The organism is Streptomyces sp. NPDC050743 (assembly GCF_044456925.1).
Taxonomy (GTDB): Bacteria; Actinomycetota; Actinomycetes; order Streptomycetales; family Streptomycetaceae; genus Streptomyces.
Genome location: NZ_JBITGJ010000056.1, coordinates 12632 through 34883, shown reverse-complemented (window position 1 = coordinate 34883; position 22252 = coordinate 12632). Strand labels below are relative to the sequence as shown.

The 22252-nt window shown below is 72.4% G+C and carries 19 protein-coding genes; 9 read left to right on the top strand and 10 right to left on the bottom strand.

Going from position 1 to position 22252, the window contains the following annotated elements; translation table 11 throughout:
- Window positions 1-3 precede the first annotated feature (3 nt).
- Genes ACIBJF_RS35890 through ACIBJF_RS35875 form a run of 4 tightly spaced genes read right to left on the bottom strand, consistent with a single transcriptional unit; the run spans window position 4 to window position 4364 of the window.
- Window positions 4-783 (bottom strand): CDP-alcohol phosphatidyltransferase family protein, encoded by a 780-nt coding sequence (locus ACIBJF_RS35890; protein WP_351807020.1) that lies wholly within the window; start codon window positions 781-783, stop codon window positions 4-6.
- Window positions 761-1822 carry an iron-containing alcohol dehydrogenase family protein gene (locus ACIBJF_RS35885; RefSeq protein ID WP_399180184.1) on the bottom strand — a complete coding sequence of 354 codons (1062 nt, stop codon included), beginning with the start codon at window positions 1820-1822 and terminating at the stop codon, window positions 761-763. Before ACIBJF_RS35885 ends, ACIBJF_RS35890 begins: the two co-directional genes overlap by 23 nt.
- The gene (locus ACIBJF_RS35880; RefSeq protein ID WP_399180182.1) at window positions 1810-2562 is read right to left on the bottom strand and encodes a sugar phosphate nucleotidyltransferase; all 753 of its coding nucleotides are present in this window, start codon (window positions 2560-2562) and stop codon (window positions 1810-1812) included. Before ACIBJF_RS35880 ends, ACIBJF_RS35885 begins: the two co-directional genes overlap by 13 nt.
- A complete protein-coding gene (locus ACIBJF_RS35875) occupies window positions 2559-4364 on the bottom strand; it encodes a DUF5941 domain-containing protein (protein ID WP_399180180.1) in 1806 nt (601 codons plus the stop codon). Before ACIBJF_RS35875 ends, ACIBJF_RS35880 begins: the two co-directional genes overlap by 4 nt.
- A gap of 272 nt (window positions 4365-4636) precedes the next feature.
- Here ACIBJF_RS35875 and galE point away from each other — a divergent pair, with 272 nt between their 5' ends.
- The 3 genes from galE to idi all read left to right on the top strand — a co-directional run bounded on the left by galE (window position 4637) and on the right by idi (window position 7500).
- Entirely contained in the window at window positions 4637-5608 is a 972-nt protein-coding gene (gene galE, locus ACIBJF_RS35870; RefSeq protein ID WP_399180178.1) for a UDP-glucose 4-epimerase GalE, read from the top strand.
- Between the two features lie 157 nt (window positions 5609-5765).
- Window positions 5766-6707: a cation diffusion facilitator family transporter gene (locus ACIBJF_RS35865; RefSeq protein WP_399180177.1), complete on the top strand. Its 942-nt coding sequence runs from the start codon at window positions 5766-5768 to the stop codon at window positions 6705-6707.
- Between the two features lie 199 nt (window positions 6708-6906).
- Window positions 6907-7500 carry an isopentenyl-diphosphate Delta-isomerase gene (gene idi, locus ACIBJF_RS35860; RefSeq protein WP_399180175.1) on the top strand — a complete coding sequence of 198 codons (594 nt, stop codon included), beginning with the start codon at window positions 6907-6909 and terminating at the stop codon, window positions 7498-7500.
- Between the two features lie 738 nt (window positions 7501-8238).
- On the opposite strand, the gene ACIBJF_RS35855 is transcribed toward idi, so the two are convergent.
- Window positions 8239-8733, bottom strand: coding sequence for an ATP-binding protein (locus tag ACIBJF_RS35855; RefSeq protein ID WP_399180217.1), 495 nt, complete (start codon window positions 8731-8733; stop codon window positions 8239-8241).
- Between the two features lie 279 nt (window positions 8734-9012).
- Between ACIBJF_RS35855 and ACIBJF_RS35850 the strand changes: the two genes are divergently transcribed.
- Window positions 9013-9768 (top strand): enoyl-CoA hydratase/isomerase family protein, encoded by a 756-nt coding sequence (locus ACIBJF_RS35850; protein WP_399180173.1) that lies wholly within the window; start codon window positions 9013-9015, stop codon window positions 9766-9768.
- Here ACIBJF_RS35850 and ACIBJF_RS35845 read toward each other — a convergent pair.
- Together ACIBJF_RS35845 and ACIBJF_RS35840 are read right to left on the bottom strand one after the other, a co-directional pair.
- The gene (locus ACIBJF_RS35845) at window positions 9755-10390 is read right to left on the bottom strand and encodes a DJ-1/PfpI family protein (RefSeq protein WP_399180171.1); all 636 of its coding nucleotides are present in this window, start codon (window positions 10388-10390) and stop codon (window positions 9755-9757) included. The two genes, ACIBJF_RS35850 and ACIBJF_RS35845, sit on opposite strands and share 14 nt — an antisense overlap.
- Window positions 10391-10521: 131 nt before the next feature.
- On the bottom strand, window positions 10522-11481 hold the full coding sequence (locus ACIBJF_RS35840) for a GlxA family transcriptional regulator (RefSeq protein WP_399180169.1): 960 nt from the start codon (window positions 11479-11481) through the stop codon (window positions 10522-10524).
- Window positions 11482-11628: 147 nt separating this feature from the next.
- On the opposite strand from ACIBJF_RS35840, the gene ACIBJF_RS35835 reads away from it, so the two are divergent.
- The 4 genes from ACIBJF_RS35835 to ACIBJF_RS35820 all read left to right on the top strand — a co-directional run bounded on the left by ACIBJF_RS35835 (window position 11629) and on the right by ACIBJF_RS35820 (window position 15808).
- Window positions 11629-11760, top strand: coding sequence for an LPFR motif small protein (locus ACIBJF_RS35835; protein ID WP_399180167.1), 132 nt, complete (start codon window positions 11629-11631; stop codon window positions 11758-11760).
- Between the two features lie 111 nt (window positions 11761-11871).
- Window positions 11872-14256 (top strand): Tex family protein, encoded by a 2385-nt coding sequence (locus tag ACIBJF_RS35830; protein WP_399180165.1) that lies wholly within the window; start codon window positions 11872-11874, stop codon window positions 14254-14256.
- 90 nt (window positions 14257-14346) lie between these two features.
- Entirely contained in the window at window positions 14347-14922 is a 576-nt protein-coding gene (locus ACIBJF_RS35825) for a DinB family protein (RefSeq protein WP_399180163.1), read from the top strand.
- Window positions 14923-15019: 97 nt separating this feature from the next.
- Window positions 15020-15808 (top strand): calcium-binding protein, encoded by a 789-nt coding sequence (locus ACIBJF_RS35820; RefSeq protein ID WP_399180161.1) that lies wholly within the window; start codon window positions 15020-15022, stop codon window positions 15806-15808.
- Window positions 15809-15819: 11 nt separating this feature from the next.
- Here the strand turns inward: ACIBJF_RS35820 and ACIBJF_RS35815 are convergent, their stop codons facing one another.
- Window positions 15820-17460, bottom strand: a complete 1641-nt coding sequence (locus ACIBJF_RS35815; RefSeq protein ID WP_399180160.1) for an ABC-F family ATP-binding cassette domain-containing protein — start codon at window positions 17458-17460, stop codon at window positions 15820-15822.
- A gap of 437 nt (window positions 17461-17897) precedes the next feature.
- The gene (locus tag ACIBJF_RS35810) at window positions 17898-18929 is read right to left on the bottom strand and encodes an oxidoreductase (protein WP_399180158.1); all 1032 of its coding nucleotides are present in this window, start codon (window positions 18927-18929) and stop codon (window positions 17898-17900) included.
- Window positions 18930-19030: 101 nt separating this feature from the next.
- Here ACIBJF_RS35810 and ACIBJF_RS35805 point away from each other — a divergent pair, with 101 nt between their 5' ends.
- Window positions 19031-19945, top strand: coding sequence for an FAD-dependent oxidoreductase (locus tag ACIBJF_RS35805; RefSeq protein ID WP_399180216.1), 915 nt, complete (start codon window positions 19031-19033; stop codon window positions 19943-19945).
- 133 nt (window positions 19946-20078) lie between these two features.
- Here the strand turns inward: ACIBJF_RS35805 and ACIBJF_RS35800 are convergent, their stop codons facing one another.
- The gene (locus tag ACIBJF_RS35800) at window positions 20079-22058 is read right to left on the bottom strand and encodes a Xaa-Pro dipeptidyl-peptidase (protein WP_399180156.1); all 1980 of its coding nucleotides are present in this window, start codon (window positions 22056-22058) and stop codon (window positions 20079-20081) included.
- Between the last annotated feature and the right edge of the window lie 194 nt (window positions 22059-22252).

The following is a 22252-nucleotide window of genomic DNA, read 5'->3' as shown; positions in this document are numbered from 1 at the left end:
TGTTCACTTCAGCCTGCTGGAGGCGAGGATGGACACCAGGTGCAGCAGGGTCTGCAGCAGGGCGATGCCGGCCAGCACCGCCACACCCAGCCGGGAGAAGAACAGGTCGCCGCGCGCCTGGTCGACGATCGCCAGGACCAGGATCAGCAGGGACGCCTCGATGCCGAGGATCAGCCGGTGGAACTTCAGGGCGGCGGCGGCCCGGCGGGCCAGCGCCATCCCGGAGGAGCGCATCTCGGCGGCGGCCTCCTTGACCGGGGGCTTGCCGGCCTGGTGGCGGGCGACGCCGACCAGGTCCGTCTCGGCCTTGATCAGGATGGCGCCGAGCGCGGCCAGGGTGCCGAGGAAGGCCCACAGCCAGTCGATACGGCCGCTGCCCCACAGGTCGGCGGCGCGCAGCCCGAAGCCGGTGAGCACCGCGGCGTCGGTCAGATAGGCGCCGACCCGGTCCAGGTAGACGCCGTTCAGCGAGTACTGCTTCTTCCAGCGCGCGATCTCACCGTCGACGCAGTCCAGCAGCAGGTACATCTGGACACACACCACGCCGAGCACCGCGCCCGGGATCCCCGGCACCAGGAGCGCCGGGGCCGCGAGCACGCCGAAGACGGTCATCAGGTACGTGAGCTGGTTGGGCGTGACCCTGGTGTTGACCAGGTAGCGGTCGACCCGCAGGGACACCTCACGCATGTAGAGGCGTCCCATCCAGTGCTCACCGCTGCGCCGGTCCTTCACCCCCGCGGGGTGGACGACCGGACGGAGTTCAGCTACCGATGGCCTTGACATAGTCGGCGTAGATGTCCTTGATCTGGTTCGTCTTGAGGTCGAGGTGTTCGAGGATCGTGTAACGGCCGGGGCGGGTCTCCGGGGCGAACTCCACCACGCGCACGAACTCGTCCGCGGTGAAGCCGATCTCCTCCGGCAGCACCGGGAGCCCGTGCCGGCGCAGCACGCCGGCGGTGTGGACGGCCTCCTCGTGCGCCCCGCGCAGGTACATCGCGAAGGCCGCGCCGAGTCCGCACTGCTCGCCGTGGGCGGCCGCCCGCTTGGGGAACAGCAGGTCGAAGGCGTGGTTGATCTCGTGGCAGGAGCCGGAGGACGGGCGGGAGTCGCCGGAGATCGACATCGAGATGCCGCTGAGGACGAGCGCCTCGGCGAGCACCTGGAGGAAGTCGTTGTCGCCGATGCCGCCGGGGTGGCGCAGCACCGCCTCGCCGGCCTGGCGGGCCATGGCCGCGGCAAGACCGTCGATCTTCTCGCCGTTGACCCGGTTCGACAGCTCCCAGTCCGCGACCGCGTTGATGTTGGAGATCGCGTCGCCGATGCCGGCCCGGACGAAACGGGCCGGGGCCTCGCGGATCACGTCCAGGTCGATGACGACCGCGATGGGGTTCGGCACACCGTAGGAGCCGCGTCCCGCGTCGTTGTCGAGCGTCGCGACCGGCGAGCACAGGCCGTCGTGCGCGAGGTTCGTCGGCACGGCGACCAGGGGCAGGCCGACGCGGGCCGACGCGAACTTGGCACAGTCGATGATCTTGCCGCCGCCGAGCCCGACCACCGCGTCGTAGTGGCCGGACTTCATCTCGCCGGCCAGCCGGATCGCGTCGTCGAGGGTGCCGCCGCCGACCTCGTACCAGCTGGCGCCGGGCAGCGAGGGGGCGATGCGCTCGCGCAGCTTCGAGCCGGAGCCGCCGCTGACGGCGACGGCGAGCCGGCCGGACTGGGCGATGCGCTCGTCGGCGAGGACGCCGGCCAGGTCGTCCAGGGCACCCGGGCGGATGTCCACGACGACCGGCGAGGGAATCAGCCTGGTCAGTAGTGGCACGCGATCTCCCGTCCCTTGGCGAGGTCGTCGTGGTTGTCGATCTCGACCCACTTGACGTCGCCGATCGGCGCCACGTCGATCCGGAAGCCGCGGTTGACCAGCTCCTGGTACCCGTGCTCGTAGAACTGCTGCGGGTCCGTCTCCCAGACCGTCTTCAGCGCGTCCGCCAGCTCGGGGGCGGCGTCGCCCTCGATCAGGGTGACGCCGATGTACTCACCGGTAGCCTCGGCGGGGTCCATCAGCTTGGTGATCTTCGTCATGCCCTTCTCGGGGTCGACGACGACCTTCATCTCCTCGTCGGCGAGGTTCTTCACGGTGTCCAGCGCGAGGATGATCTTCTTCCCCTCGCCGCGGGCCGCGAGCAGCGTCTTCTCGACGGAGACCGGGTGCACGGTGTCGCCGTTGGCGAGGATCACGCCGCCCTTGAGGGCGTCACGGCCGCACCACAGGGAGTAGCCGTTGTTCCACTCCTCGGCCTTGTCGTTGTCGATGAGGGTGAGCTTGAGGCCGTACTTCCGCTCCAGGGCCGCCTTGCGCTCGTACACGGCCTCCTTGCGGTAGCCGACGATGATCGCGACCTCGGTCAGGCCGATCTCGGCGAAGTTGCCGAGGGTCAGGTCGAGCACCGTGATCGAGTCCTCTATGCCCGCGGGCCCCACCGGCACCAGCGCCTTGGGCAGGGTGTCGGTGTAGGGGCGCAGACGCCGTCCGGCGCCGGCCGCCAGCACGAGGCCGATCATGCGGGTTCTCCTTCGTCGTGTACGGCTGGGGCCCCGGCGGAGACCCAGAAGCGGATGCTCTCGGCGAGCACCACGAGGGCTACGGCCACGGCGAGGACCGTGAGCGCGACCGTGAACTGCGAAGCGGTGAGCACCGTGGCCAGAACGGTGACGAGCAGCGTCCGCCCCTCGTGCCCGCCGATGACGCGCACCAGCCAGGCCGGGGGCGCTCCGGCGTTGCCGCGGATGCGGTACACCGTGTCGTAGTGATGGTAGGCGACGGCCGCCACCAGGCCGAAAGCCGCAGGAAGGGCACCGTTCACCCCCGCTTTACCGGCTAGGGCGAGCACGGTGCCGTACTCGGCGGCCCGGAAGAAGGGCGGGACCAGCCAGTCGAGGGCGCCCTTGAGGGGGCGGGCGACGGCGAGGGCCGAGGTGAGGACGTAGAGCAGGGCGCCGATCACCGGCAGCACCGAGCCGTAGGCGCTGACGGCGGAGCAGGCGACCACCGCGGCACCGCCCAGGAGCGCGACGGCGGGCACGGCGAGACCCGGCAGGCCCCGCTTGGCGACCTGCTTGACGGCGTCCGCGAGTGGTCCGGAGTCGGCGAGGTCCGCCAGCGCCCGGGCCGCCCGGTCGGTGCGCCGGGCCTTGCGGGTCAGGGAGCGCAGCACGCGGCCCGCCGTGGTGTAGGCCGCCGCGAAGGCGCAGCCGACGAGCAGCGCGTAGAAGGTGATCCGCGGGGTGGTGGCCGCGGTGAGGACCGCGATCATCGCCCAGCGCTCGCCGATCGGCAGCACGATCATCCGCCGCAGCCACACCGTCCAGCCGACGCTGTCCAGCTTGTCGGAGAGCGCGGCGGTGGGGCTGGTGTTGGCGGCGGCGTCGTGGTTGGCCTCGTTGAAGGAGAAGTCGACCACGTGCCGGCAGGTCTGCAGGACCATGGCGCCGAGGGCGAGGGCCCATACGTCGTCATGGCCGCCGCCCCGGGCCGCTCCCAGCGCGAGGCCGGCGTAGTAGGCGTACTCCTTGGCCCGGTCGAAGGTGGCGTCGAGCCAGGCGCCGAGCGTGGAGTACTTCAGGGCGTAGCGGGCGAGCTGGCCGTCGGTGCAGTCCAGCACGAAGGACGCGATCAGCAGCACGCCGGCCGCTATGAATCCGCCGCGGGTGCCGGTGGCCGCGCAGCCCGCCGCGATCAGGGCGGTGAGCAGCGAGGCCGTGGTGACCTGGTTCGGGGTCAGGCCGCGCCGGGCGCACCAGCGGGCGAGGTAGCGCGAGTAGGGGCTGATGAAGAAGGTGGTGAAGAAGCCGTCGCGGGACTTCACCGCCGACTTCAGGCGTACGGCCTCGTCGTCGACGGCGGCGACGGCCTGCCGCGCTTCGTTGCGGGCCTGGGGGTCGGCGGGGACCGCGGCGACCAGGCTGCCCAGCTCCGGCCGGTGCACCTCGCCGCCGTCGGCGTCGAGGGTGGTGACGACGCGGTCGGCGAGGCTGTCCACGGCGAGCACGGTGCCGCCCCCGGCGGAGGTCTCGCGGGCCACGGCCCGGGTCATGGCCTGCCGGGCGGCCGGCTGGGCGGTCACGGCGCCGGGGATCGCGCAGAGCGGGAAGCGCGGGTCGGTCAGGCCGAGACGCAGGGCGTGCTGGTGACCGACGAAGCGGGCGTCGACCAGGGCCACACGGTCGCCGGCGGGTGCGGCGGCGAGCAGGGTCTCGGCCTCGGCGGCGTCCGTTGCCACCCGGACGTCGAAGCCGAGCGACCGCAGATCGTTCTCGAGGGACGATCCGGGGACCGGCTGACCGGTGACGATGGCGGTCGACAACCGAACTCACTCCCTGGGTGCCGGCGATGTGGCGCCGGTCTCTTGCGTGGTGGGGCGCCCTGCCAACGGCACCCGGGCGGCATGTCGGCAGAGGTTATCGGATGGGCGGGAGCCCTTGTTCACCGGCCGTTCACGGCCCGGCCCACGGAGGCTGCCCCGGCCTTTGCCGCGATCATCATCGGGGATCCGGGGCCCGGCCCACAAACCAAGGGCCCAGACCCGGGCATCCGGGACACCCGGCGCGTCGGCACGTCGGCATAGGGTGAACGACCATGACGTGGCTGATCACCGGCGGAGCCGGATACATCGGGGCGCACGTGGCACGGGCCATGGCAGGCGCCGGGGAGAGCGTCGTGGCGCTGGACGACCTCTCGGCGGCGGTGCCCGCGCGACTGCCCGCGGACGTCCCGCTGGTCGAGGGCTCGACACTGGACGGCGACCGGCTGAAGCGGGTCCTCGCCGAGTACGACGTCACGGGCGTCGTCCACCTCGCGGCGCGCAAGCAGGTCGCCGAGTCGGTGGCGCAGCCCACGCGCTATTACCAGGAGAACGTGGGCGGTCTGGCCACTCTGCTGGACGCGGTCGCCGAGGCGGGGATCAAGCGCCTGGTGTTCTCCTCGTCGGCGGCGGTGTACGGCAACCCGGATGTGGGCCTGATCACGGAGGACACCCCGTGCGCACCGGTGAACCCGTACGGCGAGACCAAGCTGGCCGGTGAGTGGCTGGTGCGGGCGGCCGGAAAGGCGCACGGAATCTCCACGGTGTGCCTGCGCTACTTCAACGTGGCGGGCGCCGCGGCACCGGAACTCGCGGACACCGGCGTGTTCAACATCGTGCCGATGGTCTTCGACCGGCTCACCCGCGACGAGGCCCCGCGGATCTTCGGTGCCGACTATCCGACACCGGACGGCACCTGCATCCGGGACTACATCCATGTGGCCGACCTCGCCGAGGCCCACCTCGCCGCGGCCCGCCGGCTCGCCGACGGGAGCGTGTCCGGCGATCTGACGCTGAACATCGGGCGGGGCGAGGGCGTCTCGGTGCGCGAACTGATCACGGTCGTCGGCGAGGTCACCGGCGACCGCCGGGAGCCGGTGGTGCAGGCGCGCCGGCCGGGGGACGCGCCGCGCGCGGTCGCCTCGGCCGAGCGGGCCGCCGAACAGCTGGGCTGGCGGGCCCGGCGCGGGGTCCACGAGATGGTCGCCTCGGCCTGGCAGGGCTGGCTGCTGCACCACGGCGGCTGAGCGGAGGACGAACCGAGGGGCAGCCGCACCCGTTCTGACCTGCGGAACGTTTCCGCAGGTCAGGGCACATGACAACGGTGTTCAGTGCCGCGTTGCCCCATACCCCCCACCCGTAGTTCACTGGGCCGAGCCGGACGGATACGGAAGGGCGGACGTCATGGGGGCAGGGCACGACCACGGACACGCGCACAGCCATGCGCCGCCCACGGGTACGGCCGCGGCAGCGTACCGGGGCCGGCTGCGGATCGCGCTGGGCATCACGCTCACGATCATGGTGGTGGAGATCGTCGGCGGTCTGGTCGCGGACTCGCTCGCGCTGATCGCGGACTCGGCGCACATGGCGACCGACGCGGTGGGCCTCGGCATGGCCCTGCTCGCGATCCACTTCGCCAACCGCCCGCCGAGCACCAACCGCACCTTCGGCTTCGCCCGCGCCGAGATCCTCGCCGCCCTGGCCAACTGCGTGCTGCTGCTCGGGGTCGGCGGATACGTTCTGTACGAGGCGATCCAGCGGTTCGTGACGCCCGCGGAGACCCGGGGCGGCGTGATGATCGTGTTCGGTCTGATCGGCCTGGTCGCGAACTCGGTCTCGCTGACCCTGCTGATGCGCGGGCAGAAGGAGAGCCTGAACGTGCGCGGCGCCTTCCTGGAGGTCGCCGCGGACGCGCTGGGCTCGTTCGCGGTGCTGGTGTCGGCGGCGGTGATCCTGACCACCGGCTGGCAGGGCGCCGACCCGGTCGCGTCGCTGGTCATCGGCGTGATGATCGTGCCGAGGACGCTGAAGCTGCTGCGCGAGACGCTGGACGTGCTGCTGGAGGCGGCCCCGAAGGGCGTCGACATGGCCGAGGTGCGGGCGCACATCCTGGCGCTGGACGGCGTGGAGGACGTCCACGACCTGCACGCGTGGACGATCACCTCCGGGATGCCGGTGCTGTCGGCGCATGTGGTGGTCAGGTCCGACGTGCTCAGCGCCGTCGGCCACGAGAAGCTGCTGCACGAGTTGCAGGGCTGCCTCGGCGACCACTTCGACGTGGAGCACTGCACCTTCCAGCTGGAGCCGAGCGGGCACGCGGAGCACGAGGTCCGGCTGTGCCACTGACCGGGCGCGAGGACACCACCGACGAGGCGCACGGGCGTTCGGCACCCACCCCGGACGGTTCCGTGATCTCCTGATAGGGCAGATGATCTACCGGGTCCGGCTTCCGGTGCCGCGCCGCGCGCGGACGTGCGGGGAAGTGCCGGGAGTGCCGGATTCGTACGGCAGACTTGGGGTGCGAAGACCGAGGCGAAGGATGGGTATGCCGATCACACCTGCCACCGCGACGCACAGCTCGTCGAATGGCACCGCAGAGGCGATTTTGCTGGAACTGGTCGACGAGAAGGGTGTGACGATCGGCACGGCGGAGAAGCTCGCCGCGCACCAGCCGCCGGGACAGCTGCACCGCGCGTTCTCGGTGTTCCTCTTCGACGAGCAGGGCCGGCTGCTGCTGCAGCAGCGGGCGCTCGGCAAGTACCACTCCCCCGGTGTGTGGTCCAACACCTGCTGCGGTCACCCGTACCCGGGCGAGGCGCCGTTCGCCGCCGCGGCCCGGCGCACCTTCGAGGAGCTCGGCGTGTCCCCGTCGCTGCTGGCGGAGGCGGGCACGGTCCGCTACAACCACCCGGACCCGGCCTCGGGCCTGGTCGAGCAGGAGTACAACCACCTGTTCGTCGGCCTGGTGCAGGCGCCGCTCGCGCCGGACGCGGAGGAGGTCGCCCAGACCGCCTTCGTGACGCCCGCCGAGCTGGCCGAGCGGCACGCCCGCGACCCCTTCTCGGCCTGGTTCATGACCGTCCTGGACGCGGCCCGCCCGGCGATCAGAGAACTGACGGGCCCGTCCGCGGGCTGGTGAGCCGCGCAGGGATCGTAGAACGCATACGGCGGCCCGCGACGCTACGACAGCGCCGCCGGGCCTCGCGGATCAGCACCCCCGCCGACCTCGGCGCCACGACAGCCTCGCCGGCCCGCGGGCACGCACAGTGACCTGCCGGGTCGGCAGCCTCGTGGGCCTGCAGCGCTACGGCACTCTCGCCGGCCCGCCCGGCCACGCGGTCCCGTCGGCCTCCGGTACGGCAACCTCCTCGGTTTCGGGTCCACGGCTCTCGCTGGCCCGGCAGCCTCGCCGGCCCGCCGCAGCGCGAGCAAAGGCCTGCCGGGTCGGCAGCCTCGCCGGCCTGCAGCGCTACGGCACTCGCGCCGACCCGCCGGGCCACGCAGTCTCACCGGCCTCCGGTACGGCAGCCTCCTCGGCCCCGGGGCCACCGCGCTCCCGCCGACCTCGGGGCCACGGCAGCCTCGTCGGCCTGCGGGGGCACGCACAGAGGCCTGCCGGGTCGGCAGCCTCGTGGACCTGCAGCGTTACGCCGCTGCCGTCGGCCCGCCGGGCCACGCAGTCCCGTCGGCCTCCGGTATGGCAGCCTCCTCGGCCCCGGGCCTCGACGCTCCCGCCGACCACGGCGCCACGGCAGGCTCGCCGGCCCGCGAGGGCACGCACAGAGGCCTACCGGGGTCGGCAATCTCGCCGGCCTGCAGCGTTACGGCACTCGCGCCGGCCCGCGGGTCTGCGGTGACAAGGCGGCTCGGCGTGGATCTACGGGACCGTCGCGGGTTTGAGGGGCAGGGCGGCCCAGATCACCTTGCCGCCGCTCGCGGTGTGCTCCACATCGACCGTCCCGCCCGCCTCATACGCCACCTCGCGGACCAGGAGCAGGCCCCTGCCCCCGGTCTGGCCGTGATCGGCCTCCAGGGCGGTCGGACGGTAGGGGTGGTTGTCCTCCACGGACACCCGCACCCACTCGGCCCCGACGGCGACCTCCACGGCCAGCATCGGCGACAGCAGCGCCGCGTGCCGGACCGCGTTGGTGACCAGCTCGGAGACGATCAGCAGCAGGCCGTACACCAGCTCGTCGGAGACCGGTACGCCCTGGCGCAACAGCAGGTCCCGTACGGCGTGCCGGGCCTGCGGGACCGAGGCGTCCACCGCGGCGGCGGTGAACCGCCAGACGCCTTCGTACGGCAGTGGATCGGGCAGCCGCTCGGCGCCCCCCGCTGGGCGCGGCCCGTCACCGCGCCCGTGGTTGTCCATCGTCCGGTCGCCACCCTCGCGCTCGATTGTCACCACACGTCGAGTGTTGGTAACGATCCGCTCCGGTCCGCAGGACTGAACACAAGTCAGCGGGTATCGAACGTTTTTTGACCGAGTGCGTATGACACGGTCACGTGTGGGACTGTTCCTGTCGCCCGGACGCCGGTTCGCGAACTAGTCGGGTCGTACGTGTTTGGACTGCCCCTGCTCCTGTCCCTGCGTGTGCCCGGCCCGGCCCACACCCGCCGTACCAGCCTGAGCCCCCGATACGATCCGCGCATGGAGCCCCAGCTGTCGCACCGCATCGAAGGTGCTGTCGCCACCGTCGTCATCCGCAACCCGGCCAAGCGCAACGCCATGACCGCCGCGATGTGGCGGACCCTGCCGCCGCTGCTGGACGAGTTGGCGCGTGACCCCGGCGTACGGGCGCTGGTGCTCACCGGTGAGGGCGGGACCTTCTGCGCGGGCGCGGACATCAGCACGCTCCAGGGCTCCCCGGAGGAGGCACAGCGGCTCGCGGTGGCGGCCGAGGAGGCGCTCGCCGCGTTCCCCAAGCCGACCGTGGCCGCCGTGCGCGGACACTGCGTGGGCGGCGGGGCACAGCTCGCCGCGGCCTGCGATCTGCGCCTGGCGGAGGAGGGCGCGCTGTTCGGTGTGACCCCGGCGCGGCTCGGCATCGTCTATCCGGCCTCCTCGACCCGCCGGCTGGTGTCGCTGGTGGGTCCGGCCACCGCCAAGTACCTGTTGTTCACGGCCGAGTTGATCGACACCGGGCGGGCGCTCGGCACCGGGCTGGTGGACGAGGTGCTGCCGGAGGGCGAACTGGGCAAGCGGGTCGCGGAGTTGGCCCGGGTCCTGGTCTCCCGCTCGCAGCTGACCCAGGCCGCCGCGAAGGAGTTCGCGGGCGGCCGTACCGACCGGGACGCCCACTGGGCGCAGGCGGCCCGCGGCAACCCGGACACCGCGGAGGGGGTCGCCGCGTTCCTGGAGCGCCGGCAGCCGCGGTTCACGTGGAGCGGGTCTACGTCAGACTGAACCGGCCGCCAGTGCGGAGCTCCTCGACGAGGTGGGCGGGCGCTTTGTGCGGCGCGCCCGCGTCGTAGGGGGGCCGGGGGTCGTACTCGGTCCACAGCTGGACGGCCTGGGCGTGTTCGTCGCCGGCGATCCTGCCGACCAGGGTGAGGGCCATGTCGAGACCGGCGGAGACCCCGGCCGCGGTGACGTACTTGCCGTCGGTGACGACCCGGTCGCCCGTCGGTTCGGCGCCGAACTCCTTCAGCAGATCCAGGACGGCCCAGTGACTGGTCGCGCGGCGGTCGCGCAGCAGCCCCGCGGCGGCGAGCAGCAGCGAGCCCGAACAGACCGAGGTCGTCCAGGCGCTCGTCGCGTCGGCCGCGCGCAGCCAGTTCAGCAGGGCCGGACTCTCCATCTGGGTAACGGTGCCGGGTCCTCCCGAGACCACCAGGACGTCGGGGCTGGGCACCTCGTCGAGTGCCTTGTCGGCGGTGACGGCGAGAAAGCCCGTGTCGGTACGGACGGGACCGGAGCGCTCGGCGACGAACACGGTCTCGGCACCGGGGAGGCGGGAGAGGATCTCGTAGGGGCCGACCGCGTCGAGGGCGGTGAACCGGTCGTAGACGACGACGGCGATCTGCATGGGGTGTCCCTTCGTGGTGTGTCCCCGGTCCTCCGGCAGCAGCCGGCCGCTGCGTCGGGCGGACGGCGGCTCGACCCGCCGGGACTCGATGGACTGCGGGGCCGGGAGATCAGTGGGCTTCAGCCCAGGGCTCAGGGGGCCATGGCCGGGCGGAAGCGGCGGCGGTACTCGGCCGGGGCCGTGCCGAGGGTCTTGACGAAGGCGCGGCGCATGGCCTCGGGTGTGCCGTAGCCGCTGGCGCGGGCGACCTCCTCGATGTTGTCGGGGGTGTCCTCCAGCAGGCGGCGGGCGTGTTCCAGGCGGACCCGGTCGACGTAGCGGCCGGGGGTCATGCCGGTCTCCTCGCGGAAGGCGCGCGCGAAGTGGCGCGGGGAAAGGCGGGCGCGGGCGGCGAGCGCGTCGACCGTCAGGTCGCCCGCGGGATGCTCGGTGATCCAGCGCTGGACCTCCCGCAGTGGTGCGCGCTGCGCTGTCTGCGCGGCGAGCTGGGCACTGAACTGCGCCTGGTTGGCGGGCCGGCGCAGGAAGACCACCAGGTGCCGGGCGACGGCGAGCGCCACGTCCCGGTCCAGGTCCTCCTCGACCAGGGCCAGGGCCAGGTCGATGCCGGAGGTCACCCCGGCCGAGGTGGCGACGTGCCCGTCCCGGACGTAGATCGGCTCCGGATCCACGGCGACGGCCGGGTGGTCGCGGGCGAGCTTGCCGCAGTAGGCCCAGTGGGTCGTCGCCCGGCGGCCGTCGAGGAGACCGGCGGCGGCGAGCGGGATGGCGCCCGTGCACACCGAGACCAGGCGCGACGCGCGCGGTCCCCGGGCGCGCAGCCAGTCGATCAGCCGGGGGTCGGGGTGGCGCGTGCCCTCGCCGCCGGGCACCAGCAGGGTGTGCGGGTCGGGGGCGGTGGTGAGCGCCTCGTCGGGTACGAGGGTCAGGCCGCTGGAGGTGCGCACCGGGCCGCCGTCCAGGGAGGCGGTTCGGACCCGGTAGGTGCCCGGCGTGTGCTTCTCGGCGCCCGCGAACACCTCGAGCGGCCCGGTGACGTCGAGGCTCTGGACGCCGTCGAAGAGGACGAAGAGGACGGTTCGCTGCGCCATGCCCTCGATTCTTCGCTCCCGCCGGGGTGGCCGCAATGACGTGTTTCCCACCTTTTCTGCCATGCGTGGCCGTGTCGCGGCGCATGGGCGGGCGGCGTCCGAGGTACCCGGTGACGGTCAGCGGAACCGGTGAGAAGGGAGAATTCCGTGTTCAGTGCCCTCGCAGACATAGTGCGCCAGATCGGCGGGGCCGTCGCCACGGTGGTCACGCTGCCGTTCCGGGCGCTCGCCCGGCTGTTCGGCGGAGCCTCGTCCACCGCACGCGGGAGCCGGGCCTGAGAAAGGGCCCGGCGGCCCGGCGGCCCGCCGAGATGCCGCCCTGATCCCCGGTTGTCGGTGTCACCTGCCACAATTGCCGCGCAACCTCAGTGGAGAAGGCGGTACGGGATCGTGACGACACCCGGATCCATCGGAGCGGGATCCATCGAAGGCAGGATCGCCGAGGAACTCGGCGTACGGGAGCGGCAGGTGAAGGCCGCGGTGGAACTGCTCGACGGCGGTTCGACGGTGCCCTTCATCGCCCGCTACCGCAAGGAAGCGACCGAGATGCTCGACGACGCGCAGCTGCGCACGATCGAGGAGCGGCTGCGCTATCTGCGGGAGCTGGAGGAGCGGCGGACCGCGATCCTGGACTCGGTGCGCGAGCAGGGCAAGCTGACCGAGGAGCTGGAGGCCCGCATCCGCGGCGCCGAGACCAAGGCGCGGCTGGAGGACATCTACCTCCCCTACAAGCCCAAGCGGCGCACCAAGGCGCAGATCGCGCGCGAGGCGGGTCTGGAGCCGCTGGCGGAGGGCCTGCTGGGCGATCCGACGGTGGAGCCGCTGGCGGCCGCCGCCGCGTTCGTGGACGCCGACAAGGGCGTCGCCGACCCGCAGGCCGCGTTGGAGGGCGCTCGGGCGATCCTCACCGAGCGGTTCTCGGAGGACGCCGACCTGATCGGCGAGCTGCGCGAGCGCATGTGGGTGCGCGGGCGGCTGGCCGCGAAGGTGCGCGAGGGCAAGGAGGAGGCGGGCGCGAAGTTCGCCGACTACTTCGACTTCGCCGAGCCCTTCACCGAGCTGCCCTCGCACCGCGTCCTGGCGATGCTGCGCGGCGAGAAGGAGGAGGTCCTGGACCTCGTCTTGGAGCCGGAGGAACCGGCTGATTCCTCATCGGTTCCCTCGTCGTACGAGGGCATCGTCGCGAACCGGTTCGGGATCGCCGACCGCGGCCGCCCCGCCGACAAGTGGCTGACGGACACCGTCCGCTGGGCGTGGCGCACCCGCATCCTCGTCCACCTCGGCATCGACCTGCGCCTCAGGCTGCGGACGGCCGCCGAGGACGAGGCGGTGAACGTGTTCGCGGCGAACCTGCGCGATCTGCTGCTGGCCGCCCCGGCCGGCACGCGCGCGACGCTGGGCCTGGACCCCGGTTTCCGTACGGGCGTGAAGGTGGCCGTGGTAGACGCGACCGGCAAGGTCGTCGCCACGGACGTGATCTACCCGCACGTGCCGGCCAACAAGTGGGACGAGGCCCTCGCCAAGCTGGCCCGGCTCGCGAAGGAGCACGCGGTCGAGCTGATCGCGATCGGCAACGGCACCGCCTCCCGCGAGACCGACAAGCTCGCCGGTGAGCTGATCACCAAGCACCCGGAGCTGAAGCTCACCAAGGTGATGGTGTCCGAGGCGGGCGCGTCGGTGTACTCGGCCTCGCAGTACGCCTCGCAGGAGCTGCCGGACATGGACGTGTCGCTGCGCGGCGCGGTCTCCATCGCCCGTCGGCTGCAGGACCCGCTGGCCGAGCTGGTGAAGATCGACCCGAAGTCCATCGGCGTCGGCCAGTACCAGCACGACCTGTCCGAGGTGAAGCTGTCCCGCTCGCTGGACGCGGTCGTGGAGGACTGTGTGAACGGCGTCGGTGTGGACGTCAACACCGCGTCCGTGCCGCTCCTGTCGCGCGTGTCGGGCATCTCCTCCGGCCTGGCCGAGAACATCGTGGCGCACCGGGACACCAACGGCCGGTTCAGGTCCCGCTCCGAGCTGAAGAAGGTGGCGCGGCTCGGCCCGAAGGCGTACGAGCAGTGCGCGGGCTTCCTGCGGATCCGGGGCGGCGACGACCCGCTGGACGCCTCCAGCGTGCACCCCGAGGCCTACCCGGTGGTCCGCCGCATGGTGAAGACCACCGGCCAGGAGGTCGCCTCCCTCATCGGCAACACCGGTGTGCTGCGCTCGATGCGGCCCGCCGACTTCGTGGACGACACGTTCGGACTGCCGACCGTGACGGACATCCTGAAGGAGCTGGAGAAGCCGGGCCGCGACCCGCGTCCCGCCTTCAAGACGGCCGCCTTCAAGGAGGGCGTGGAGAAGATCTCCGACCTGTCCCCCGGGATGATCCTGGAGGGCGTGGTGACGAACGTGGCCGCGTTCGGCGCGTTCGTGGACGTCGGTGTCCACCAGGACGGCCTGGTGCACGTCTCGGCGATGTCCAAGACGTTCGTCAAGGACCCGCGCGATGTCGCCAAGCCCGGCGACATCGTCAAGGTGAAGGTCCTCGACGTGGACATCCCGCGCAAGCGGATCGCGCTGACCCTGCGCCTGGACGACGAGGCCGCGCCGCAGGGACAGGGCGGCGGCCGGCAGCAGCGCGGTGGCGGCGCCCGGCCGCCCCAGCAGCGGCAGGGCCAGCGTCAGGGCCGCGGTGGCGAACAGGGCGGGCGGCAGGCGCCGCCGCCGGCCAACAGCGCCATGGCCGACGCGTTGCGGCGGGCAGGGCTGCTGGATCCGAAGAAGCGCTGACGGATGGGGCCGGGCCGGGCGAGTCGATCGTCCGGCCCGTACCCGCAAAACCGGGTGCCCCGGAGATCACCTGGTTGTCAGACTCACCCCATGACCGTCACGGACCCCAAGCACGACCTCCAGACCTATCTCCAGGACGCCCGCGACGTCCTCCTGTGGAAGCTGGAGGGCTTGTCCGAGTACGACGTCCGGCGCCCCCTGACCCCGACGGGGACCAATCTGCTGGGGCTGGTGAAGCACCTCACCGGCGCCGAAGCCCTGTACTTCGGCGCGACCTACGGCCGGCCCTTCGACGGAACGCCCCTGTGGATCACCGGGGACGCGGAACCCAACGCCGACCTGTGGGCCCGACCGGACGAGAGCCGCGAGGACATCGTCGGCCGGTACCGCGCGGCCTGGGCGCACTCAGACGAGACCATCGCCGCACTGCCCCTGGACGCGGTCGGCCGGATACCCGGGGGCAAGGGCAGAGAGGTGACGCTGCACCACAGCCTCACCCACCTGATCGCCGAGACCCACCGGCACGCCGGACACGCCGACATCGTCCGGGAGCTGATCGACGGGGCGACGGGGCAGCGGCCGGGCGGCACCAACATGGCGCCCGGGGACCGAGCCGCCTGGGCGGCGCGCCGGGAGCGGGTGCAGAGGGCAGCCGAAGAAGCTTGACGGAAAAGTCTGTTGAGAGAACGGTCGGATCACTACCATTCGATCGGTTTCGACTTCTGCCCTGCTTCGGGGCGAAAACTCATCCTTTTGGGGACTCATGTTCAGACGTTCCGCCGTCGCGGCCCTGTCCGGCGCGCTCGCACTGTCGGCCCTCACCGTGACGGCCGCCCGGGCCGACTCCGGCGCCGGAGACACCCAGGTCCTCCTGGCCGTCGTCAACGGCGGCGAGCCGGTCGTGCTGGGCGCGATGACGAAGAAGACGGTCACCCTCAGCATCAGCGCGAGCGACGACTCCGGGATCAAGGACGCCTACGGCTGGCTCTACCACGGCTCGTTCGACAACCCCGACGGCTTCGCCGGCCCCGGTTCCGACACTCCGCTGACCTGCACCCCGGTCGCCGGCAGCACCACCACCTCCACCTGCACCGCCAGCATCACCATCGACCCGAACGCAATGCTCATCAACGCCAACGCCGGTACCTGGCACATCTGGACGTCCGTGGACGCCAACGACTTCGACTACGTCGACACCGAGAACGCGGGCACCTTCCTGATGAAGCGTGCCGCCAAGCTGACCGTCGACGCCTCCCCCGAGCCGGTGGCCGCGGGTGCCACGATCACCGTCAAGGGTGCGCTGACCCGCGCCGACTGGGGCAAGGGCGGCACCTACAGCGGCTACGCGGGCCAGTCGGTGAAGCTGCAGTTCCGGAAGGCCGGCACCACGACGTACACCACCGTGAAGACGGTGACCAGCGGCACCGGCGGCGCTCTCAAGACCACGGCGACGGCCACCGCGGACGGCTACTGGCGCTGGAGCTTCGCCGGGACCGGCACGACCGGGCCGGCCAAGGCCTCCGGCGACTACGTCGACGTCACCACGGGCTGACCCGGCGGGCCCTAACGCTCCGTCACCTTCCCCGCCGCCACCTCCAGGCGGCGGGTCACCCGGACCGCGTCCAGCATGCGACGGTCGTGGGTGACCAGGAGCAGGGTGCCCTCGTAGGAGTCGAGGGCGGACTCCAGCTGTTCGATGGCCGGCAGGTCGAGATGGTTCGTCGGCTCGTCCAGAACGAGGAGGTTGACCCCCCGGCCCTGCAGCAACGCCAGCGCGGCGCGGGTGCGTTCGCCCGGGGAGAGGGTCGCGGCCGGGCGCAGGACGTGCTCGGACTTCAGGCCGAACTTGGCGAGCAGGGTGCGGACCTCGACCGGCTCGGTGTCGGGGACGGCCGCGCAGAAGGCGTCCAGCAGGGACTCGGGGCCGTGGAAGAGCCGGCGGGCCTGGTCGACCTCGCCGACCAGGACGCCCGAGCCGAGCGCCGCGTGCCCCGAGTCGAGCGGGACACGGCCGAGCAGCGCGCCCAGCAGGGTGGACTTGCCGGCGCCGTTGGCGCCGGTGACCGCGACCCGGTCCGCCCAGTCGATCTGCAGGGACACCGGTCCGAAGGTGAAGTCGCCGCGCCGGACCTCGGCGTCCCGCAAGGTCGCCACGACCGCGCCGGAGCGCGGGGCGGACGCGATCTCCATCCGCAGTTCCCACTCCTTGCGCGGCTCCTCGACCACCTCAAGGCGCTCGATCATGCGCTGGGTCTGCCGCGCCTTGGCCGCCTGCTTCTCGCTGGCCTCGCTGCGGAACTTGCGGCCGATCTTGTCGTTGTCGTTGCCGGCCTTGCGCCGGGCGTTCTTCACGCCCTTGTCCATCCAGGCCCGCTGCGTCTGCGCGCGGTCCTGGAGAGCGGCCTTCTTGTCGGCGTACTCCTCGTAGTCCTCGCGCGCGTGCCGCCGGGCCACCTCGCGCTCCTCCAGATAGGCCGCGTAGCCGCCGCCGTAGAGGTTGATCTGCCGCTGGGCCAGGTCGAGTTCCAGGACCTTGGTGACCGTGCGGGTGAGGAACTCGCGGTCGTGGCTGACGACGACCGTGCCGGCGCGCAGGCCGGTGACGAAGCGTTCCAGGCGCTCCAGACCGTCGAGGTCGAGGTCGTTGGTGGGCTCGTCCAGGAGGAAGACGTCGTAGCGGGACAGCAGCAGCGAGGCGAGCCCTGCGCGGGCCGCCTGGCCGCCGGACAGGGCGGTCATCGGCTGGTCCAGGTCCACGGCGAGGCCGAGTGTGTCGGCGATTTCCTCCGCGCGCTCCTCCAGATCGGCGCCGCCGAGGCCGAGCCAGCGCTCCAGTGCGGTCGCGTAGGCGTCGTCGGCCCCGGGTGCCCCGTCCACGAGTGCCTGGGTGGCCTCGTCCATGACGCGCTGGGCCTCGGCGACACCCGTACGACGGGCCAGGAACTCCCGGACGCTCTCGCCCGGCCTGCGCTCCGGCTCCTGCGGCAGATGACCGACGGTCGCGGCCGGCGGGGACAGCCGCAGCTCGCCCTGTTCGGGCGGGGTGAGTCCGGCGAGCAGTCTCAGCAGGGTGGACTTGCCCGCGCCGTTGGCACCGACGAGACCGATCACGTCGCCGGGTGCGACGACGAAGTCCAGCCCGGAGAAGAGGGAACGGTCACCGTGTCCGGCGGCGAGGTTCTTGGCGACGAGGGTGGCAGTCATCAGGACGCCGATCCTAATAGGCTCGGCACCCGCGTCTCAGCCACGTTTTCCGGCGGCCCCGCCGTCGCGCCTCGGCAGCGTTTCCCGGCGGCCCGCCACGCCCGCGAGCCTCAGCAGCGTTTCCCAGCGGCCCGCCACACCCTCGCACCTCGCCGCGCTTCCCGGCGGCCCGCCCTCGCACCTCGCCGCGGTTCCCGCCGGACCCGCCCTCGGGCCTCAGCGGCGTTCCCGGTGGCCGCCCCGCATCTCACGCCTCCACGTCTCACAGCCTCCACTGACCGGAGGACCCGCCCACGCGCCCCAACCCGGCCTCCCGGCACCCCGCCCCCACACGTCCACGACCCCCGCTTCCCCCAGGCCCCTCAACGCGCCCCAGCCCGCCTCCTGGGCCCCGCCCGCATCGCACCCCCCGTTTCCCAGCGGGTCCGCTCTGCGCCTCAGTCCCGTCTCCCGCCGGTGACCGGCGCCGCGAGGACGCCCCCCGTGGTGCGGGCGACGACGTACGCCTCTGCCTTGACCGCCTTGGGGTCCAGCGGGACGCGGTGCCGGCCGGGCTCCAGGACGCCGTCGAAGACCTCGCGGGTGTGGGCGCGGTGGAGCCGGTCGAGGCGGTAGGCGGTGATCCGTACGCGGCACGCCGAGGTCACCTCGACATCCGCGGTGCCGCCGGCTGCGGCCAGTCCCACAAGTCGGCGCTGCGGGAGCGGGCTGCGGTCGAGGGCGTGCTCGATCTGCGCGACGAGCAGCGGCACGATCGGGGCCAGGCCGTCCACCCGGGCGATGTCGACCCCGGCGCGCTCGAAGGCCTCCAGTACGGCGGCCCGGTCGGCTTCGCCGACCGCGCGGCCGAAGGCGACCGCGCCGTAACCGCGCAGTTCCTCGGCGGGGACGGCCCGGGCGTCCTGGGTGATGTCGGCGCCGATGCCGATGGTGCGCAGCGCGGCGGCCAGCTTGGCCAGGACCGCGACCCGGGCGCCGATCAGCAGCACCCGCCGGCGGGGCGCGGCGGAGCCCTCCATCAGGTCGCCGAGTGCGGCGCGGTACTCGGCACCCCGGAAGCGGAACGGCCCTATGCCGTGGTAGCCGTTCAGCTCCAGGTCGGCGTGTTCGTCCGTCTGCCAGGCGAAGTCCCGCCACACGTAGTCCTCGCCGTCGCGCTCGATCACGGCGGTGACCGCCCCGCAGGCCAGGTCCGCGCACTCGGGGCAGCCGTAGATGACGAACCGGCCGTCCGGGAGCGGCGGTTCGGCCTCCAGGAGCAGTGCGCGCACCTGCTCGGTGAAGATGGCGGGCGGGACGTCCGAGGCGAGCGGGGAGACGGCGTCGAGGTCGGACAGCCGGAACAGCAGCGGACGGCCGTCCACGACGAAGTCCACGAAGTCGCGGTGGACCTGGTAGCCGCCGTCGGCGAGTACACCGCCGGCGCGGATCGCCGGTGCCAGGCCGAAGGTCGCGTATGCGGCAGACATGCTGTGAGTATCCCCACACCGGCATGGATGTGAGCGCAGCATGACAGAGTCGGCCGGACAGGGCCTATCGTCCTGGCGTGGACAGCGAGCCGAGTGACGAAGTGATCGTGGTCGGGAGCGGGGTCGCCGGGCTGACGACGGCGGTGGTCCTGGCGGAGTCCGGGCGCCGGGTGCGGGTGTGGGCGCGGGAGCCCGCCGAGCGTACGACCTCGGCGGTCGCGGGCGGCCTGTGGTGGCCGTACCGCATCGAACCCGAGCCTCTGGTGGGCGCGTGGGCGCTAGCGTCCCTCGCCGTGTACGAGGAGTCGGCGGGCCGTCCGGACGAGACGGGCGTACGCCTGGTCGACGGCGTACACCAGGGGACCCGGCTGGACGAGCTGGGTGCCTGGGGGGGCCGGGTGCCGGGCCTGCGGGCGGTGGCCGACGGTCTGGCGGCGCGGCTGCCGGTGATCGACATGCCGGTGCATCTGGCGTGGCTGCGGGAGCGGCTCGCGAAGGCCGGAGGCGTGATCGAGGCGCGCGAGGTGACCGACCTGGCCGCGGTGCCCGCGCCGGTCGTGGTCAACTGCTCGGGCTTGGACGCGCGTTCTCTGGTGCCGGACCCGGCGGTGCGCCCGGTGCGCGGGCAGCTGGTGGTCGTGGAGAACCCGGGGGTCACGACGTGGTTCACCTCCGTGGACCACTCCTCCGCCGCCTCCACGTACTTCATCCCGCAGCCGGGGGGTCTGCTGCTCGGCGGTACGGCGGAGGAGGACGACTGGTCCCTGGAGCCGGACCCGGCCACCGCCGCGGCGATCGTGGCCCGGTGCGCCGCGGTCCGCCCGGAGCTCGCGCAGGCGCGGGTGCTGGACCACCGGGTGGGTCTGCGGCCGGCCAGGGAGGCGGTACGCCTGGAACGGCAGCCGCTGCCGGACGGCCGGACGCTGGTCCACAACTACGGGCACGGCGGGGCCGGGATCACCGTCGCATGGGGGTGTGCACGGGAGGCGGCCGGGTTGGCGTTCCCGGCCGCCTGAAAGGTGCCCGCAGCCCCGCGCCCCGAAAGGGGCGCGGGGCTGTATCGATATGCGGCTCCGCCGCGTGGGCCGACCAGCCACGACGACTCCGCAGGCGCCGGGCGGCCCAAGCCGCGCAGTGACCCGGCGCCGGTCAGTTCGCCGGAATGTGCTGACCGGCGTGCGGTGCGCGGACACCGGTCAGCCGTGCCGGGGCGGGGGCCTTGGCCGTCGTACCGCCGGTGGCCCTCGCGAACGCCGGCGCCCCACCGACCAGCGGCAGCCCGGCCGACGTACCCGACAGGGACACCGTGAGGGTCGGCTTCGTGGCGGGCGGGTCGATGAGGTCCTTGTCCGTGCCCGCGATGATCAGGGCCAGCCGGTGCCCCTTGGGGACGACGTGGTCGGTGGCCGCGAGACGAAGCGTCATCGTGTACGCCTTGCCCGGGGTGAGCGGGACGCCGTCGCCGAGCGAGGCGTAGTGGCCGAGGTCGGCCCAGCCGCGGCTGAACACGGTGTAGTCGACCTTCGCCGTCTTGGCCGCCGTCTCCTTGAAGCAGGCGCTGTCCCCCGCCGTGCTCGCGCCCCAGCAGGTGCGGTGGGTGACGGTGGTGATGCCCTCGGCGGCGTCGGCGTAGTCGCGGATGGTGTCCGGGCCGAGGTCGACCAGCACGGCGGACAGGTGGGCCGAGGTGGTGGTCGGTGTCGCGGTCACCGTCACCGTGGACGAGCCGGACAGTCGCAGGTCATGGCTGAGCGGCACGGTGAGGAAGCCCGCCTTCTCCGGGGTCGGCGTGGTCAGGTGCGCCGCCCAGTCGGTCTCGCTCAGTTTCGGGTCGTCGGTGAAGGTCTCGGTGCCGGTGGCCGGGCGCGGACCGAGCGTGCCGACGCCCGCCTGGGTGCCGGGGGCCGGGTGCACCACGGTGGTACGGGTGCTCCGCGGGGGCCAGACGCGGGAGGTGACCCACTGGTCGGGGTGGCGTTCGATGTCGGCCATCGGCTCACGGTCGATGCCGTTGTCGTAACCGAGGAGTTCATGGTCGAACCAGCGGTGCAGGGCGTCCACCCAGGTGCCGCGCCGGTAGTCGAAGGGGTCGACGTGCCCGGTCTGGGAGAGCCAGATCTTGCGCTCGACGCCGTGCTTCGCCAGCGCGTCCCACCACTGGCCGAAGTGCTTGGTGCGGACGTTGAGGTCCTGCATGCCGTGCACCAGGAACACGCTGGCGCGCACCTTGGCCGTGTCCTCGACGTAGTCCCGCTCGGTCCACAGCGGGGTCCAGTCGCCGCTGCGGGGGCTGCCGTCGGCGAGTTTCTTCTGTACGGCCGCGCAGTGGGCCTGCGCCGCGTCGCTCTCGACGTAACCGGCCAGTTCGTCGGGGCCGCCGTCGTACAGCGGGGCGCCCTGCGCGAAGTAGTAGTCGTACCAGGAGGAGATGCCGCTGATCGGGACGATGGTCTTCAGGCCCTTGACGCCGGTGGCGGCGACGCCGTTGGCGATCGTGCCGTCCCAGCTCTTGCCGATCATGCCGGTCCGGCCGTTGGTCCAGGTGGCCTTGACGGTCGTCGCCCCGGTCCGGCTCGTGTACGCCTTGGCGCGGCCGTTGAGCCAGTCGACGACGGCCTTAGCGGACCGGATGTCGGAGCGGCCGCCGACGTCGACGCAGCCGTCGGAGCGGTTGGTGCCGGCGAGGTCGACGCCGACGAAGGCGTAACCGCGGGGAACGAAGTAGTTGTCGTAGAAGAGCGGCATCTGGACGACGTGGCCCTGCGCGTCGTACGTCTTGACCTGGCTCTCGTTGCCGCGTCCGCAGCAGGAGTAGTAGGGGCTGGCGTCCATGATGACGGGCACCTTGCGGCCCTGCCGGGCGGGTTCGGCGGGCCGGACGATGTCGGCGGCGACGCGGTCGGTGTGGCCGTCGCCGTCCTCGTCGAGCCCCGTGTCCACCCAGACGGACTCGCGGACGGCGTGGGCGTAGGAGTAGACGGGCCGGCTCTCGCGCGGGGCCCGGCTCGTGCCGGTGCCGGCCTGCGCGGCGGAGGGAGTGAGGAGGGCGGCCGTCAGGATGGCGACGACCGCGGTCGCGAGCGCTCTCCAGATCGTGAAGCGCGTCCGGATGAGGGTGCGTATCGGCATGCGCGGACGGTACTCCGGTGAACTCCCGCTACAGAAGGGGACTTTACGGCAGTCCGCGGGTACGTGACGGCCGAATGGCGATCGTGCGACAGCGGTGGCCATGGACAGGTGAGGGGCCACAGGGACTGAATAGGCTCCGAACAGCGTTCCCCGAAGGACCCTTCCGAACGGACTTGCAGTCCCGACGACTTGGA